This window comes from Phycisphaerae bacterium, assembly GCA_035384605.1.
In the GTDB taxonomy this organism is placed as follows: Bacteria; Planctomycetota; Phycisphaerae; order UBA1845; family PWPN01; genus JAUCQB01.
Map to the genome: position 1 here is coordinate 1 of DAOOIV010000032.1, position 16,853 is coordinate 16,853.

General features: G+C 61.8%; 13 protein-coding genes. 9 read left to right on the top strand and 4 right to left on the bottom strand.

The window, feature by feature from the left end:
- Nucleotides 1-84 precede the first annotated feature (84 nt).
- Nucleotides 85-1,848 (bottom strand): hypothetical protein, encoded by a 1,764-nt coding sequence (locus PLL20_09305; protein ID HPD30179.1) that lies wholly within the window; start codon nt 1,846-1,848, stop codon nt 85-87.
- 188 nt (nt 1,849-2,036) lie between these two features.
- Between PLL20_09305 and PLL20_09310 the strand changes: the two genes are divergently transcribed.
- From PLL20_09310 to glmM, 4 genes are all read left to right on the top strand, one after another.
- Complete coding sequence (locus PLL20_09310) at nt 2,037-2,828, top strand: class I SAM-dependent methyltransferase (GenBank protein ID HPD30180.1); 792 nt, start codon at nt 2,037-2,039, stop codon at nt 2,826-2,828.
- A gap of 162 nt (nt 2,829-2,990) precedes the next feature.
- A complete protein-coding gene (locus tag PLL20_09315; GenBank protein ID HPD30181.1) occupies nt 2,991-5,120 on the top strand; it encodes a thioredoxin domain-containing protein in 2,130 nt (709 codons plus the stop codon).
- Nucleotides 5,121-5,245: 125 nt separating this feature from the next.
- Nucleotides 5,246-6,298 (top strand): hypothetical protein, encoded by a 1,053-nt coding sequence (locus PLL20_09320; protein HPD30182.1) that lies wholly within the window; start codon nt 5,246-5,248, stop codon nt 6,296-6,298.
- 8 nt (nt 6,299-6,306) lie between these two features.
- On the top strand, nt 6,307-7,647 hold the full coding sequence (gene glmM / locus PLL20_09325) for a phosphoglucosamine mutase (GenBank protein HPD30183.1): 1,341 nt from the start codon (nt 6,307-6,309) through the stop codon (nt 7,645-7,647).
- Nucleotides 7,648-7,950: 303 nt separating this feature from the next.
- Here the strand turns inward: glmM and PLL20_09330 are convergent, their stop codons facing one another.
- From PLL20_09330 to PLL20_09340, 3 genes are read right to left on the bottom strand one after another with little or no spacing between them, the layout of a single operon-like run.
- Complete coding sequence (locus tag PLL20_09330; GenBank protein HPD30184.1) at nt 7,951-9,000, bottom strand: uroporphyrinogen decarboxylase family protein; 1,050 nt, start codon at nt 8,998-9,000, stop codon at nt 7,951-7,953.
- Nucleotides 8,991-9,314: an L-rhamnose mutarotase gene (locus PLL20_09335; protein HPD30185.1), complete on the bottom strand. Its 324-nt coding sequence runs from the start codon at nt 9,312-9,314 to the stop codon at nt 8,991-8,993. Before PLL20_09335 ends, PLL20_09330 begins: the two co-directional genes overlap by 10 nt.
- A 1-nt stretch (nt 9,315) precedes the next feature.
- Nucleotides 9,316-10,470 (bottom strand): uroporphyrinogen decarboxylase family protein, encoded by a 1,155-nt coding sequence (locus tag PLL20_09340; GenBank protein ID HPD30186.1) that lies wholly within the window; start codon nt 10,468-10,470, stop codon nt 9,316-9,318.
- Between the two features lie 246 nt (nt 10,471-10,716).
- Here PLL20_09340 and PLL20_09345 point away from each other — a divergent pair, with 246 nt between their 5' ends.
- The 5 genes from PLL20_09345 to PLL20_09365 all read left to right on the top strand — a co-directional run bounded on the left by PLL20_09345 (nt 10,717) and on the right by PLL20_09365 (nt 16,463).
- Nucleotides 10,717-11,733 (top strand): alpha-L-fucosidase, encoded by a 1,017-nt coding sequence (locus PLL20_09345; protein HPD30187.1) that lies wholly within the window; start codon nt 10,717-10,719, stop codon nt 11,731-11,733.
- A gap of 366 nt (nt 11,734-12,099) precedes the next feature.
- Nucleotides 12,100-12,867, top strand: a complete 768-nt coding sequence (locus PLL20_09350; GenBank protein ID HPD30188.1) for an acylneuraminate cytidylyltransferase family protein — start codon at nt 12,100-12,102, stop codon at nt 12,865-12,867.
- The gene (locus PLL20_09355) at nt 12,857-13,918 is read left to right on the top strand and encodes an N-acetylneuraminate synthase family protein (protein HPD30189.1); all 1,062 of its coding nucleotides are present in this window, start codon (nt 12,857-12,859) and stop codon (nt 13,916-13,918) included. Before PLL20_09350 ends, PLL20_09355 begins: the two co-directional genes overlap by 11 nt.
- Nucleotides 13,915-15,114: a UDP-N-acetylglucosamine 2-epimerase gene (neuC, locus tag PLL20_09360; protein HPD30190.1), complete on the top strand. Its 1,200-nt coding sequence runs from the start codon at nt 13,915-13,917 to the stop codon at nt 15,112-15,114. Before PLL20_09355 ends, neuC begins: the two co-directional genes overlap by 4 nt.
- A gap of 464 nt (nt 15,115-15,578) precedes the next feature.
- Complete coding sequence (locus tag PLL20_09365; protein ID HPD30191.1) at nt 15,579-16,463, top strand: HDOD domain-containing protein; 885 nt, start codon at nt 15,579-15,581, stop codon at nt 16,461-16,463.
- Nucleotides 16,464-16,853 lie beyond the last annotated feature (390 nt).

Genomic DNA, 16,853 nt, shown 5'->3' on the forward strand with positions numbered 1-16,853 from the left:
ACTTATGGAGGATGCCCCGCTCTTGTCAATTTCCACAGATTTCGAGACTATCTCCCGTTTCGTTCGAGCGGCTTGGACGGTGCTTTACTGGGCTGGTCCAGATTCCGGACCGGGTGCCCGCCCGCTCTTGAGATGGCGCAGGGCCCGAAGATAGATGTCCATCTTGGCCTTGTAGGCCGGCGCCGCGGGCAGTGGCAACGGAACACGGCTGGGCGCGAAGAGCCGATCGTACTGGGGATTGACAACCGCGACGTCCTGGACCATTTCTGGTAACTGCATGGCCGGCCGAGCATAGATCATCCGCACGGCTTGCCCGTTCCGGGTGAATGTGCATACCGCGACAAAATCACCAGACTTCTCAATCATCTCTCGGTACTCTGGTTCGGCGATCACAAGATCGACGTGATCGACAACTGCGGCAAGCAGCGGTTTGAGGTGGTCGGCATTGACGTCCATCGCCGCGAGGACGCGACGGCCAAGGTAGTACTCGGCCACCGGGGCTTCCATGCCGCGGTTGGTGTGCAGCGGCATGATGACCGCGTCAGGCGGCACGTACTGTCGAACATACCAGCCCGCGGCCTTGATGCCTGAATCCGGTGTCAGGCTCCCCCAGCCGGTGGTGACGCCCGTCCAGTGTCGAAATCGACTGCCGGCCAGGCAGGAGTCAATGGAACCGAAGCCGAGATGGGCGATGCTCAGAAGGCACGCTGCCACAAAGGCGGTCTTGAGGATGAGAGTTCGGCGAGACAGGGTATTCCAGAGATGATCGAACAGGACGACCGCCAGCATGCCGCCGGCGAAAACCGGCTCCATGAGATAGGCACCAGGATAGCCGATTCGGCTCGGGTTGCTGAGCAACAAGAGAGGGAGGAAGGCAGTATATGCCCAGATTGCCAGCAGGCCCCGTCGGTCACCCCGTTTGGCCAAAACCACACCGTGGAACAGACCGGCCGTGGCCGGCACCACAAACAAGTAGCCATACTGGCTTGACCAGATGGCCAGCCATTTGAGCATTCCTGTCGGACTCCAGCCCATCACGCCGGCATGTTGCTTCGCTAACAGCCGACCGATTTGCCCGCCGCCGGTCCCAAGCCGGCACATCACCGCAACGGCGAAAGCCGCTAGGCACGGCAGCGCGAACCCGAACAACGCATCGTTAATGACTCGGCGGCGTGCTTGCTTCGCACGTCGGATGACGGTCACCCAGATTATCAGCAACGTCAGAGGTACACCGAAAACGAAGCAGTTGCTCAGGCAATGCGCAAAAAGCGAGAAAGAAGCAACCGACAGATGCCACGTCTGCCTGTCATCCATGTAAGCCAGTGCCGCCCAGAGCGCCGTGGTGCCGAACAGCAGCCAGATCGTCAGATATCCCCAGGCATAGTGACCGTCAGTGACCAGCGGGGGCAGGAGAGCACATACCAGGCTCGCCGCCGTTGCCAGGTTGCGTGTACAATGCAGCCGTCGCATCAGCAGATACGCCAGGAATACCTGCGTAATGCTCAGAACCGCGACCGGCAGCCGCGAGACCGCTTCGTCCATCGGAATGCCAAGGTGGGAGAGTATTCTTGCCACCGATGCATGTACGATGACTGGTACGGGACCGTAGCTGTGAGCGAAAACCCAGGTAGCCCCGAAGCTGTGCCTGACAAGGTACGGCATCATCGCCTGATCCGAGGACTCGAACGAGGCGCCCGAGCCCCATCCTCGCAAGAGGCCGGCAATCATCAGGCATAAGGTCAGCGGAAGGGCGGCTTTCAGGGCCGTTGCCGCCAACTTGCTAACAGGGTGTCGCATCGCAGGCTCGGCGTGCAGGAGGGGAAGATCGCGATCTGGTAACGTCGCCATGCTCATGGTTATCGGACGGCCCGCCGGCTTCTGTGGCCCCCGGCCGTTATCGGATGATGGTGTGACTGTCTGCACCTTTGTCTTGCCCGGCTGAATGTATAGTGATCTTGGAAGGGTTGGAACAGGCCGCAGGTTGCCGGCGGCACCATAACCGGACCTGGGCTGCCAAGTCGCCGATAGAGGAAAGCGTGCAAGCAACCGCAGATACAGTCTGCCCGCAGGAGCTGGAGGCGACTCCCTTGTCTGTCGCGTCGTCCGCGGCCGACATTGCGGGTGCGCCCGCCGAGGTGCATACCAGTCTTGAAGTCCTCAGCGAGCTCTACAACTACAACCACTGGTTGTTCAACAAAGTCCGCCCCTTTGTCGGCGAGACGGTGTGTGAGGTGGGATGCGGAATAGGGAACATCACCCAGTTCCTGCTCAACCGCCGGCAGGTCGTGGGCATCGAACCGTTGGCCGCGTCACTCCGGCAGAGTACGGAGCGATTCCGCGACCATCTGAACACCCGGTTTTTCAACGGCGTTCTACAGGATTGCCCAAACGAGACAGTGCCGGCCGGCGCGTTCGACACGGTCCTTTGCATGAACGTCCTGGAGCATATTGAGGATGACGTCGGCGCTTTGAACACCATGCGCCTGTTGTGCGGACCGCACGGTAGGGTGGTCATTCTGGTACCGGCTCACATGAGCATCTACGGCGAGTTGGACCGCGCTTTTGGTCACTGCCGTCGCTACAACCACAAAAGCCTGGCCGCCGTTTTCAGCAAGGCCGGCCTGCTCCCGACCTACGGCCGCTACATGAATGCGATCGGCTACTTCGGCTGGTTCTGGGAAGGACGGTGCCTGCGCCGCCAACAAATCAACCTGCAATCCGCTCGACTCTTCAACCGGCTGGTCCCCTTCATCGATGCCTTCGAACGGCTGTTGCCGTTACCGTTTGGTCAATCGCTTCTGATGGTTGGCCGGCCCGAGAGTCGCTAGCAACGCGGCAGGGATTTGCGGCTTTCCGCGGCGCCCGGCCTCAAGGCCGGCAGCTCACTCCTGCTTTCCACGCCCCCGCACGCCCTTGGCCTCGGCGGTCGTCGCGGCCGGTCTTGAGCCCTACAATGATCACGATCATACGAAAAACAAGCGGGAGACTTCATGACCGATAGAACCGCCTCGCAGGCTGCTGCAAGGGCAAACCGACTGGCTGACTCTACCAGCCCGTATCTGCTCCAGCACGCCCGCAATCCTGTGGACTGGTTCCCTTGGGGCACCGAGGCCTTGGAAAAAGCACGCCGGGAAGACAAGCCGATCTTCCTGAGCAGCGGCTACGCCGCGTGCCACTGGTGCCATGTCATGGAGCAGGAGAGTTTTGAGAACCCGGCCATCGCCGCCATCCTGAATGAGCACTTCGTTTCCATCAAGGTTGATCGTGAACAACGTCCGGACCTCGATGATCTCTACATGAAGGCCACGTTGCTGTGCAACCAAGGCAACGGCGGCTGGCCGATGAGCGTGTTCCTCCTTCCCGACGATCAGACGCCTTTCTTCGCCGGGACCTACTATCCGCCAACATCGCGTTACGGAAGAATCGGGTTTGCGGATCTGCTGAGGCGAATCGCCGGTCTCTGGCACGACGATCGCAATGAAATCCGCCGTGCGGCCGCATCGTTGGTCGAAGGCGTCCGGCAGCTCAGCCGGCCCGCACCCCTGGACACCGCCATCACCGCCGACATGGTCAGTTCGGCGGCCGCCGCGCTCGCTTCCGCATTTGACCCCGTTCAGGGCGGCATCAGCGGCGGCGGGACAAACAAGTTCCCACCGTCGATCGCCATGAGCCTGATGCTCCGCGAATACGTGCATTCGTGCCGTCGAGGACGTCCCGATCCGATTCTCCTGGAACGAGTGACCCTCACGTTGGACAAGATGGCCAACGGTGGAATCTACGATCATCTCGCCGGCGGGATCGCTCGGTACAGCACCGACCCGAGCTGGCTCGTGCCGCACTTCGAGAAGATGCTCTACGACCAGGCGCTGGTCAGCGGAGTCTACCTGGAAGCGTTTCAGGTGACCGGCGACCGGCGATACGCCGACGTCGCGTCCCGGATTCTTGACTACGTGCTGGCGGACATGAGGTCTCCTGAGGGAGCCTTCTACTCAGCATGGGACGCCGACAGCGAAGGCATAGAGGGCAAGTACTACGTCTGGACGAAGTCGGAAATCATGGCGGTTCTCGGGGAACATGAGGGCGAGGTCTTCTGCACCTATTACAATGTAACCGAGCAGGGCAACTGGGAAGGCGCCAACATCCTGAATGTTCAACGAGCCCCAGACGTAGTCGCTCGGCTGTATGGCATCAGTGAGACACAGTTGAGCCGGATGCTCCGGATCGCCCGCGAGAAGCTCCTCTTGGCCCGCAGGCAACGTGTTCCCCCGGCTCTCGACGATAAGACCCTGACCGCGTGGAATGCTCTGGTGATCACATCACTGGCCCGGGCCGCGGAAGTCCTCAGCGAGCCACGCTACGCGGATGCTGCGGCGACAGCGGCGGAATTCATCTTGACCAATCTGATCGCTGATGGTCGATTGCTTCGGACCTGGCGCAACGGCAAGGCCCATACGCCGGCGTACCTCGACGACTACGCGTTCCTCGTTGAGGCGCTTCTCGAGCTGCACCAGGCGACGCTTGACTGGCGATGGCTTGAGCGAGCAGCTCAAATCAACGATGAGATGCTGCGGCTGTTCTGGGATGACCGTGAGGGGGCCTGCTACTTCACCCCATCCGATGCCGAGAGGCTTTTCGTCCGTACAAAGGACTTTCGCGACGGTGCCATTCCATCGGGCAACTCGGTCGCAATCATGAACCTGCTGCGGCTGGCGGCGATCCTTGACGAAGATGATCTGCGTGTAAAAGCCGAGCAATCAGTTCGCGCAGTGGCCGGGGACCTGCACCACGGTCCGTTTGGCCATGAACGACTATTGGCTGCAGTGGACCTGCTCTGCTCCCCGAGCACCGAAATCGTCATCGTGGGCGACCGTCGTGACGCTGCCACGAAAGAGTTGATCGCCGTGACCCGCGAAGGCTACGACCCTGCGCGGATTGTCCTCGTCAAGGATCCCAGCGAGCATCCAGCGGTTCCACGGCAACAAGTGCCCGCCCTGGAGGGCAAGACGCTCTTGGACGGCAAGGCTTCAGCCCATGTCTGCCACGGCCGGACCTGTCACGTCCCCGTGTCTTCCCCGGCCGAACTGCGTTGCCTGCTCAACAGTCTTGGCCGAGGTGCCTGACTGAAGTTGGCGGCAATCCGTCTCGTGTGATCGCATCGCGCGTTTTCTGCTTGTCTTGCGGTAACTCGTCTTCCGATGATAGGATACGCTTGGGTTCGGGATCGCGGCCGACGGGAGGCGTCGTTATGGTTTGTCGCGGTACGCACGGTCACGGGTTGGCTCACAGGATGGGATGGGTCGCGGCGACCTGTTCGGTCTTTGGCTCGTTTGCGGCCGGACAGACAACTCGCAAAGCGGACGCCCCGGTCCCGGTTTCCCAGCCGACCTACTCACGCGTGGAGAAGATACCCGAGGAGCTCTTCGACGACTCGCGGCGAAGTGTGATTCTGCTGCCCAGCACCCCGGGTGAGGTCGGCCGCCCCGCGGAGGACCGCTCACAGGGCGCCCGCAAGCAGATCGTCCCCGAAACGCCTCTTCTTCCCGAAGGTTATGTCGTCGCCTCACGCGAGGCCCGGATCGAGACTGAGGGTGACTGGCTCATTGCCCACCTGCGAAAGTCGACCGATCTGCCCGACGGCCCGCCTCTGCGCATACTGCCCAACCAGCAGCTTTCCATGCTCCGGGCGGTGCTGAAGCAGTCGCCGCCGCCGACGAGCTTCCTCATGACCGGGCGAATCACCGAGTTCATGGGCGCCAATTATATCCTGCTTGAGAATATTGAGGAGGTTTGTGCCGACGGCGCCGAGGCCGGCGCCCCCGCGGAAGCCGCCCCACAATCGACGCCGGCAGACGCGACCCGAGACCGAGAACCGACCGCCGAGGAGATTCTTAGGCAACTGCTCTCACGGCCTACGCGCCGCTCGGTAGCCTTGCCGCAACTGACCCAGATCATTCAGGGCGACGACGGACGGGCGGTGACGACGGAGTCTCGCCCCGAAGACCCCGGTGCCGCGGCCGGCCTGTTGCCCGAGCGGGCCATGCTCGTGGATCGCGTCGGACGCGTGGTCCCCGGCGACAAGTGGTGGACGCTGGTCTTTGAGAATCGCGGCCGGCAAGCCGCGGATCAACCGATCAGGCTTCTGCCCAGTCGACTGCTTGAATCCGCAATCTCTCTGTCGAGAGGCGGAACGCAGGCGCCGGTTTTCATCGTAAGCGGAGAAGTGACCACCTACGAAAGCCGGAACTACCTTCTGCTTCGCAAGGTTCTGGTACGACGCCAAGTAGGGAACATTCGCTGATGCGGCTGATGATGACTGTTTCGGGAGTGCGCGGCGTCATTGGCGAAATGCTGACGCCCACGCTGGCCGCCGAGCTAGGCTGCGCATTCGGGACGTACCTCCGCGGTGGCAAGGTGGTTGTCGGACGAGACAGCCGTCCGAGCGGGGCGATGGTGCAGCAAGGCGTTGTCTCCGGCCTGCTGGCTGCCGGTTGCGATGTCATTCTCCTGGGAATAGCCAGCACCCCCGCGACCGCCATGATGGTACGGCGCCATTCGGCCAACGGCGGCGTCGTGATTACTGCCAGCCACAATCCGGTCATGTGGAACGGCATCAAGTTCCTCACCAGCGAGGGCCTGGCCCCGCCGCCGGAGCAAGCCGCGAAGATCTTCGGCATATACGACCTTAAGGCTTTTACACTTGCCGGCGTCGAGCACCTGAGCACACCCCAGAGCGATCCGTCGGCGGCCAATGCTCACGTCGAGGCCGTCCTGTCGCTGGTTGATCGCAAGTTGATCTCGGCAAAGGAGTACCGTGTCGTCCTGGACAGCATCAACGGGGCCGGCGGCGTCGAGGGCAAGATGTTGTTGGACAACCTTGGCTGCGAAGTGGTTCACATCAACGCCGAAGCCAACGGCCGCTTTGCCCATGCGCCCGAGCCCCTCGCTGAGAACCTTGCCCAACTGTGCGATGCCGTCCGAGAGAAGCAAGCCATCGCAGGTTTCGCCCAGGATCCCGATGCCGATCGCCTGGCGATCGTCGACGAGAACGGCATCTATATCGGGGAAGAGTACACGCTGGCTTTGGCGGCAAGGTACATGTTCGCCGCCCATCCCGGACCGGCCGCGGCCAACCTTTCGACCTCCCGCATGATCGACGACGTGGCCGCCCAGGCAGGGGGAGCATGTCGTGTCTATCGCTCGCCGGTCGGCGAGGCCAATGTCGTTGCCGTCATGAAGGATCACGGCTGCCAGTTTGGCGGCGAGGGTAATGGCGGCATCATCGATCTTCGCGTCGGTCCCGTTCGCGACAGCCTGGTGGCTATGGCCCTCACGCTGCAGCTCATGACCCTCACCGGCAAGACCATCAGCCAACTTGTGGCCGATATTCCGCGCTACGTCATGATCAAGCAGAAATTCGACTGCCCCAAGGAGCGGGTCGAGCGCATCCTCGACGCCGTGCGGACGCAATGTTGCGATGGGCAGATCAACGACATCGACGGTGTTCGCGTCGATTATCCCGATGGCTGGGTTCACATCCGCGGTTCAAACACCGAGCCCATCGTCCGAATCATCGCTGAGGCTCCCACCCAGGATCGCGCCCACGACCTCATCAACCGGATGCGCCAAATCATGGACGCAACACCCTAGACGTCCTGCTCTCTGGCCGGTTGCGCATTCGCCCTCCAACGTCTGGACGCAGCAGGCAAGGCAGGTCTCGCTCCATAGTTGGCTGCGGACCCGCGACTCGTATTCGCCAAATAGTCTCTTTCCTCGAAACTGGTGTGCATCCTGCGTGCATGTTTCTGTGTCAACGCATGCTTTCGTTGCGGCTCGCAACAAGGTGCTGCGACTCTCGCGACAAAACGAGTCCCGTTCTCAATTCTGCATTCATCATTCCTCGTTCCCCACGGTCCGCGCTCGCGGACCAGGTTGTCTGCGGGCCGCGACGCCTCACCGGTACGCGCCGAATTCCCTTATCGCGTCGAACATTGCCACTACGTTTTCGACCGGTGTTTCTTCGAGAATCGAATCATGGCTCGCTCCGGCGATGTAGCCGCCGCCGGGCTTCATGATCTCCAGCACCTCGCGCGTCTTGTGGCGAACGGTCTCGGGTGTGCCGTTGATGAGGATGTGGTGCGAGTCGATCGCCCCGTTGAAGACCATCTTGCGGCCGTATTTCTTCTTGAGTGCCCCCAGGTCCATGCCGTGGCAAGACGGCTGGACGGCGTGCAGGCCGTCCAAGCCGATCTCGATCATCGCCGGGATCAGCGGGGCAAACCCACCGCAGCAGTGCAACATGACCTTGAGGCCGTACGAATGGCCCAACTCGACCAGCCGCCGCAGGTGGGGCAGGCAGAACTGCCGGAATAGGCCTTCGCTGAGCAGCGGTCCGGTCTGGCTGCCAAAGTCGTTGCCGATGAAGAAGATGTCGATCACATCACCCGCGGCCTCGAAAATGCGTTCGCTGACCGCTGCGTAATAGTCCACGATATGCCGGAAGACGGTGTGAACCGCATCGGGCTCGTCGTACATCCGCAGCATGAGATTCTCCATACCCAGCAGGTCGATGGCATCGTGCCAGAAAGGCGACCAGTCGCCGCCGAGGATCGCGTACTGCCGGTTGTACCGCAGGGCCTCGTCGCGGATGGCCGAGACGTCCATCCAGTCCGGCTGGGGCCAGGGATAATCATGGATCTGCTCGATGGTCGCTTCGGCCAGCGGGTGACTCATCGGTTGACCGTAGCCCATGCCATGCCGTTGGATTCCGAAGGGCGTGGCATAGATCGCACCGGGTTGCAGATGCACCTCCGGCCCGACGTACCTGGTCCAGACCCGGCGAAAATCATCACCGAATCGAATGCGAAGGGCCTCATCGTCCAAGCCGAGTTGCTTCTTGGCCTTGGCCCAGAATTCCGGGGACGAACCACACCAGGCCGGGACGTGGTCCGGCTCCACGTGGTCAAAGGCCGCCAGCACTCGTTCACGCGAGGTCAATCCCAATGGAAGATCTCCTCCATCTTTGCCCACCACTCGCCGTTGACGCGGGTCGGCAGCGGCTCCTGGCAAGGCATGCACACCGCCCACCATTGTTGTGTCGTCGGATCTGCAGCCATCCTGGCCATGTCCGCCGCAAAGTCGGTACCCACGTATTCGAAGTAGCTGAACAGGTAGCCGTCCTTGTGGAAGATCGAGTAGTTGCGGATGTTGCACGCGCTGATCATCTTCAGCACGTCGGGCCACACGGCCGCATGCAGCCGCTTGTACTCCTCCAACCCCTCGGGTTTGACCTTGATGACCATGCCGTAACGGTTCATGCTAAATCGCCTCGTCGCACTCGCCCAGTTGCAGAGGATAACGGCCATATTCCTGCGCAAGCCGAACAGCATAATCATAGCTGTCGAAAGACACGCTGTCCGGCACGCTGTGATCCGACTGCATGATGTAGCCGCCGCCCTTGGCCGCGTTCAGCTTGCGAAGGACCTCCCGGCGGATCTGCTCGCGGTCATTGGTCGCAAGCACCCGTACGTCGATATTCCCGTTGAACGCCCATCGACGGCCGTACTGTCTCTTGAGCTCTACCACATCCAGGCCCGCCTTGGCTTCCAGCGGGTTGTAGCCGTCGACGCCGGCTTCGATCATATCTTCGTAGATGACCGACGCGTTTCCGCAGCCGTGGTAGATGGTTTTCAGCCCGGCCGCGCGAGCCACGTCGCACAGCCGCTTGAGCTGCGGCTTGTATACGCTTCGCCAGTAGTCGGGCGAGAAAAACATCCCTCGTGTGTAAGCGATGTCGCCCCAGATGTAGAGGCCGGTCAGCCGACCCTTCGCCGCGGCAATCTCAGCCTCGGCAATGCCCACCAGAAAGTCGCCCAACCGCTCGATGAACCGGGCCAGCCGCTCAGGCTCCTCGGCCATCTTGTACAGGGCGTTTTCGGTCCCGATGATCCGCCAGAGCATCTCGTGCGGCTCGCACACCGCTCCAAAAACGCAGAAGTCATCGGCGTAAGCTTTGACCCGGTCAATCCAGGGTGGCAAGTTGAGATTGAGGCTGTCGCCCACCGAGTTGATCTGGTCGTCCAAGGCCGCGAAATAACGCCGCTCATCGTGCGGATCGTCGAACCGCAGGGCCTCCATCTGCTCGAAACTCGTGTGCGCGAAGTCCACGTACATCGGCATGGGGCAGGAGGCGTGCACTTCGATCGTCGCCCCGAAACCCGTCTTGACAGTTCTGATCTCCTGTGTCTCGCGGACGATCTGGATGCCTGTCAGGTGTGGGTCCATGTTGGGCGTGATGACCACCATGTCCAGGTCCCAGTGGCGGTAGGGGTCGAAGCCGTCGCCGATCTTGCCCTCGCGCCTGGCCCGGCGGATGAAGTTGGTCCAGAAGAACTCGCCGACCGGAACGCGATCGGTCTCCCGATGCTCCAACGCAGCCATGATGCGGTCGATCTTGACTTGGGCATGACTCACAAGAATGGTCTCCGAGCTCTGGGCCGTTACCAACATGTCTGTGGATGCGGAGTCTACCCATTGATATCGGGCGCCACAATGCTTGGCCGGCAGGGAGCTGGGCATGAACGACGTGAAGGGGGCGAGGAAAACGAAAGCCGTGCGTCGCGACGGGACAGGACATCGGTCACGCTGAGAAGCGGCTGTCAGCAAATCGAAGACGATGTTGGCGTGGTCATCGGCAGAACAAACCACGAGGATCCTGAAATGAACATGACAAACAAGGTGACGTGGACGGTGCTGGTTGGTGTTTCGGTCATGGCAAGTGTGCCGGTGAAGCTCGCGCAGACAACGCAGGAGGACAAGACCTGTCTCCAGGCGTCGGCCGAGGACCTGCAGTGGTGCCGGGAAGCTCGCTTCGGCCTGTTCGTCTGCTGGGGGCCGGTGACGCTCAAAGGCACCGAGATCGGCTGGTCACGCGGCGGCGAGCGCCGCGGCGCCGGCGAGAACAAGAACGGAATCCCGGTTGAGGTGTACGACAACCTCTACAGGCAGTGGAAGCCGACGAAGTTTGATGCCCGGCTGTGGTGTCAGGCCGCGAAGGACGCCGGGATGAAGTACTTGATCTTCCTCGTCAAGCACCACGACGGCTATTGCCTGTACGATACAAAGCTCACAGACTACAGGAGCACCAGCCCCGAGGCGGCATGGCAGCACGACGTGATGGCCGACCTAACCAAGGCTTGCCGGGAGTCGGGGCTCAAGCTGTTCATCTATGATTCCCAACCGGACTGGCATCATCCCGACTACCACACCGCGCATCATCATCGCTACATCGAGTATCTCCACGGACAGATTCGCGAGTTGCTGACCAACTACGGCCGGATCCACGGTCTTTGGTTCGACGGCTTGGGAGGTAAGGCTGATGACTGGGACGCCCCGACGCTCTTCAAGCTCGTTCGCGTGTTTCTGCCCCACATCATCATCAGTAACCGTTGCCGCCTGCCCGGCGACTTCGACACACCCGAGCAGAAAATCGGCAAGTTCCAGACTCACAGGCCGTGGGAATCCTGTATTAACCTCGGCATGCAGTGGTCCTGGAAGCCCAACAACCCCATCAAGTCATTCAAGGAATGCATCGGGTTACTCGTGCGCTGCGCAGGGGGCGACGGCAACCTCGCCCTCAATGTCAGCCCGACACCCGATGGTGATTTCGAACCTCAGCAGCTCGATCAACTGAAGGAAATCGGCGGGTGGCTGGCAAGGTACGGCGAGAGCATCTAAGGTACTCGCGGCGGTCCGTTCCAGCCGGGTGATTGGGGTGCGAGCACACACCGGGGCTCTACGGTTGACTTGCATGTGCTGAAAGCGGACACTGCCCCGCTTGTCCTGCCCGCGTTGCCGTCCCCAATACGTGGTTCTTCGATGCTGACGGGTGGCAGGGTTTCTGTCGTTCAAACTGACGAAACCACGAATGTGACTCTGACCCCCGAGGCACGGCAGGCGGACGATGCAATCGTGGTCTTGCAGCTGGAAAACCGTATCGGCGGCCCTTGAGAGCCACCTGCAGACAGGGCGAGTGGACCCGGGGTTCAAGCAGGTGACGGTTATCGGCCGATCTATGTATCAGTGCATACGCTTGCAGTCATCATGGCCCGGGCTGGCAGCAAGGGCCTGCCCGACAAGTGCAGTCTGCCCCTCTGCGGGCGGCCGTTGATCTCATACACCATCGGGCATGCCCAGGAAGCCCGCCTCGTCAGTGCCATTGTTCTGACAACCGACTCGGCGACGACCAAGAGCGTCGCGCAGGCGGCAGGTATCCGGGTGATCGACCGTCCGGTCGAACTGGCCGGCGATACCGCCTCCGTCGTTGACACTGTGCGCCATGCCGTCGAGGTCTACGAGCAACAGACCCGGCATAAGGTCGACATAGTGGTCATTTTGTACGGCAACATCCCGGTCCGTGCACCCGGCATCGTCGATCGTTGCGTGGACCATCTCATTCGCGCGGGTTGCGACTCGGTTCGGACCGTCGCCCCCGTGACCAAGCAGCATCCGGACTGGATTCATCGCCTCGAAGGTGACAAGCTCGTCCAGTTCCGCCCCAATACCATTCACCGTCGGCAGGATCTGGAACCGCTGTACTATCACGACGGCGCGGTCATCGCCGTCAAGCGAGACAGCCTGTTCACCCCGGAGGCATTCGAGAACCCACACGGTTTCTTCGGCCGCGACCGTCGCGCCGTCGTGCAGAACCCCGAGGATGCGGTGGACGTCGATACCCGAGTCGACCTGTTTCTGGCAGAGGCCATCCTGCGGGCACGCGGAGAAGCGGCCGTTGCCGACGCCCCGGCAGCGGCCTGTCGACGCCCGCCGTTTACGGCCGCTGCGGTCCATACGGTTACTCATGACAGATGATGCTCGCAAGTCATTCCGGATTGGCCCAGCAACGGTCGGCGACGGCAGCCCCGTGTATGTGATTGCCGAAGCCGGCGTCAATCACGACGGCCGCGTTGATGTCGCGCGCGAACTGATCCACGCCGCAGCCAACGCCGAGGCCGATGCCGTGAAATTCCAGTTGTTCTCCGCCGATCGCTTGGTCACGAAATCGGCGGCCACGGCTGACTACCAGAAACAGGCCTCTCAGGGTGACACGCAGCGGGACATGCTGGCACGCCTGGAGTTGGCGCGTGAGCAATTTGCGGAGTTGTCCGCGTACGCCCGTTACTGCGACATCGAGTTCCTTGCCACGCCGTTCGGCATCGACGATCTGAAGTTCCTCGTGTCCATCGGTGTGCAGGCGATCAAGCTGGCTTCGACCGATATCGTCAACGATCCGCTGCTGGACGCGGCGGTTGCGTCCGGATTGCCCGTAATAGCCTCAACCGGGGCCGCTAGTGAGGCGGAGATTGCCCGGGCCGTCGAACGATTCAAGCAGCCTGGCGCTGGCCCATTGGCCCTGCTTCATTGTGTGAGCTGTTACCCCACTCCGGAAGCACAGGCCAACCTCGGAGCGATCGGTGCGTTGGCTCGCAGGTTCGATTGTCTCACAGGTTTCAGCGATCACACCGAGAGTGTCAGCATGGGCGGCTACGCGGCCGCGGCAGGCGCTCGCATCATCGAGAAGCACCTGACGTTGGACCGCTCGCGACCGGGGCCCGACCATGCATTTTCCCTCGAACCGACAGCCATGGCCGAGTACATCCGCCAGATCCGGTACGTTGAGAGGCTCTTGGGCGACGGCAGCGTCGGATCGCAGGAGTGCGAGGACGAGGTTCGCCGGTTGGCTCGCGGCAATATCGTCTCGACGAGAGACATCCGGGCGGGCGAGGTGCTCAATGCCGAAATGCTGACGATCAAACGGGCAGGTGGGGGGCTTTGGGCATCCGAGTTGCAGACGATCATCGGGCGGCGGGCCAAGGTCGACATTCCGGCCGATACGGCCATCCAGCGGGAATGGGTTTCGTGACCACGAATCGCAGGCAAGAGCGGAAGCGACGATCTCGCAATCTTCGCGTGGCGGTCGTGACCGGTACTCGGGCCGAGTTCGGTCTTCTCGAGCCCGTGCTGCGCGCGATGCAACGCCGGCCGCGTCTCGATCCCCGACTGATCGTCACCGGCATGCATTTGCTGCCTCAATTCGGCCGGACGGTTGATCAGATTCGGGCAGCCGGTTGGCGCGTCCACGCGACGGTGCGCATGCAATCAGGTCGCGGCGTAAGCGAAGAGCCCGAGGCCTTGGCCCACGGCATCTCCGGAATTGCCCGGGCTCTCGACAGGCTTGATTGCCCCGTAGCGCTGGTCTTGGGAGACCGGATCGAGGCTTTTGCGGCTGCATGTGCGGCTACTGTTGCGCGTCGCGTCTTGTGTCACATCCACGGCGGCGACCGGGCACTGGGCGACTTGGACGACATCTACCGCGACGCAATCAGTCGCATGGCCCATGTTCATCTGGCGGCCTCGCAGGAAGCCGTTCTTCGCCTGCGGCGAATGGGTGAGGAACCTTGGCGGATTCACCTGGTTGGGGCGCCCGGGCTTGACGACATTCGAGCATTCCATACACGGTGGGGTCAACGTGCCCGACGCACGAACGTGCGTTTGCAGGAACTGATCGGTCCGCTGGCCGGACGGTCCTATGCCGTGGTGATCCAGCATCCAATCGGCCGGTCCGATTCGGCGGAAGCCGCCACCATGCGGCGAGTGCTGAAGTCAGTTGAGGCCGCCGATCTTGACGGAGTGATCATCTTTCCGAACAGCGACGCGGGTCACAAGGGAATAGTCCGCGAGATCGCCCGATGGCAGAAACGCCGGCAGTGGCTGGTATTCCGGTCGTTGCCTCGTGAAGACTATCTGCTGCTTGCCTCGCATGCTGCTGTGTTGGTGGGCAACTCTTCCAGCGGCATTATCGAGTCCGCCACCTTGGGCGTACCTGCGATAAATATCGGACCTCGGCAGGAGGGCCGTCTTCGGTGTGGCCCGTCGGTGGTCGATGTGCCTGATCGGTCCCAGGCAATTCGCAGGGCGGTGGCACGCGCCGCTACGGCTGCCCGTCCCGCTCAGGCAAGGTCTGTCTACGGCGACGGGCGGGCCGGGGAACGGATTGCGGATATCCTCGGGCGGCTCCGTCTGGGTGATCGCCTGATACGAAAACGCCTGATGTTCTGATCCTTCTTCCAGTCTGCGCCTTTGCCGATTCCGCGGCCGCCCGACCGGCGTGGGGCCCCCGGCCGCGTCGCGAAGCCGGCATGCCGGTGCGTTACCGGCCCCCCCAGGAGGGTTGAAGATGGGTTCCCGCACCAGCGGCGGACAAGGCTAACTTTTGCATTGGCAAGGTCGAGAGACCGTGCCGCCGGCCTAACCGGAACAAGTGAGTGCTGCCGGTGGGCGCAGTCTCGCATCCGTGCCAGGTAGAGTCGCGATCGCCACCTGCAAGGCCCGATTTTCGAGTGGCCAGGGCCGGTTTGCAGCTAAAGCCCGGACGTCCGAGCGACGATGATGACCGGGCGGGCAAACGCCCGTCCAGAACATCGGTCTCGGCCGTCGTGACTGATGTGCGTTTTGCACGCATGTTTCTGGACCACGGCGAGCCTTGGTTGCGGTCCGCCTTAGTCTGAAAAGGACGCGATCTGATGCCACCTTCACCGGTCGCCATGGAACCCGAGCAGGTCGTCAAGATCATGCTCGGAAAAATCGGGGACATCGCCACACTTCCCGAGGTGACGGCCCAGATCATCGCGGCGGTGGACGATCCCAAGAGCACCGCTCACGATCTTCATAATATCATCAAGAACGATCCGGCGCTGGCCACGAAAATCCTCAAGGTTGTCAACTCGGCGTTCTATGGCCTCCCGGGCCAGGTATCCGATCTGGACAGGGCCATCGTTTTGCTGGGACTCAGCGCGGTTAAGAATATCGCCATTTCGGCCTCGATCAGCCGCCTGTTCACCGCCGAGAAGATCAGCGATCAATTCAGCGCCCGCGATATCTGGCGACACAGCGTGGGCGTCGCCGTGGCCACCCGCCAGTTTTGCACGATGATCGGCAGGAAATCCTCTGCCGAAGAGGCGTTTCTCGCCGGCTTGATCCACGACCTTGGCATTCTCATCGAACGACAGGCCAATCCCGAGCAGTTGGCCGAGATCATTGGTACTGCCGGCAAGCGAGAACAGGCATTTCACGTGATCGAGACCGAGATCCTGGGCGTGGATCATCAGATCCTCGGAGCCGCCCTGGCCGCCAAGTGGAAGTTCCCGCGGGGCCTCCAGACAGTCATGGGCTATCACCACCGCATCGACGTCCTCAGCGCCGAGAACCGCCTGCTGCCGGTTATTGTTCACATCGCCGACACGCTCTGTTGCCATGACAGCGTCGGTTTCTACCTCACGGCCGCCGACCAGAAAATCGACGAAGGACTCTTGCAGTCAGTCGGGCTTTCAGAGGCGGATTTCATGACCGTCCGCGAGAGCCTCATGGAGCAGGTCGAACAGGCCGAAACCATCTTGATGGGCGGCTGAGGGATGACTGCCTCGGTATCGGCCGATTCCGCGAAGCATTCCGACAGGCGATATTCTGATCCGACAAATGAGATGCTGCTGCGGGCAGGATTTGCCCCAACGGCCGCGGGACCGAACATGATCGCGCCATCTCACGATACCCCACTGCGGCAAGGCTTGGTGATCGAGTTCTGAGCCCGGTACGTTCCGTCCCCAGCGAAGATCAATCGTGCTCAGTCATCTACTCATTCGTCCCGGTCGGCTTTTCGGGCTCGCGGGCCTTCCGCCGAGCAGACCGGCGGACGTCGTGCGTAGGGGTAGGATATGTTCTTGGTCGTCGTTGACCCACGGGTCTTATGGGGGCTTCGGCCACTTGCATGACCAGAGAGTAGATGCCGTCCTTGCGGTAGG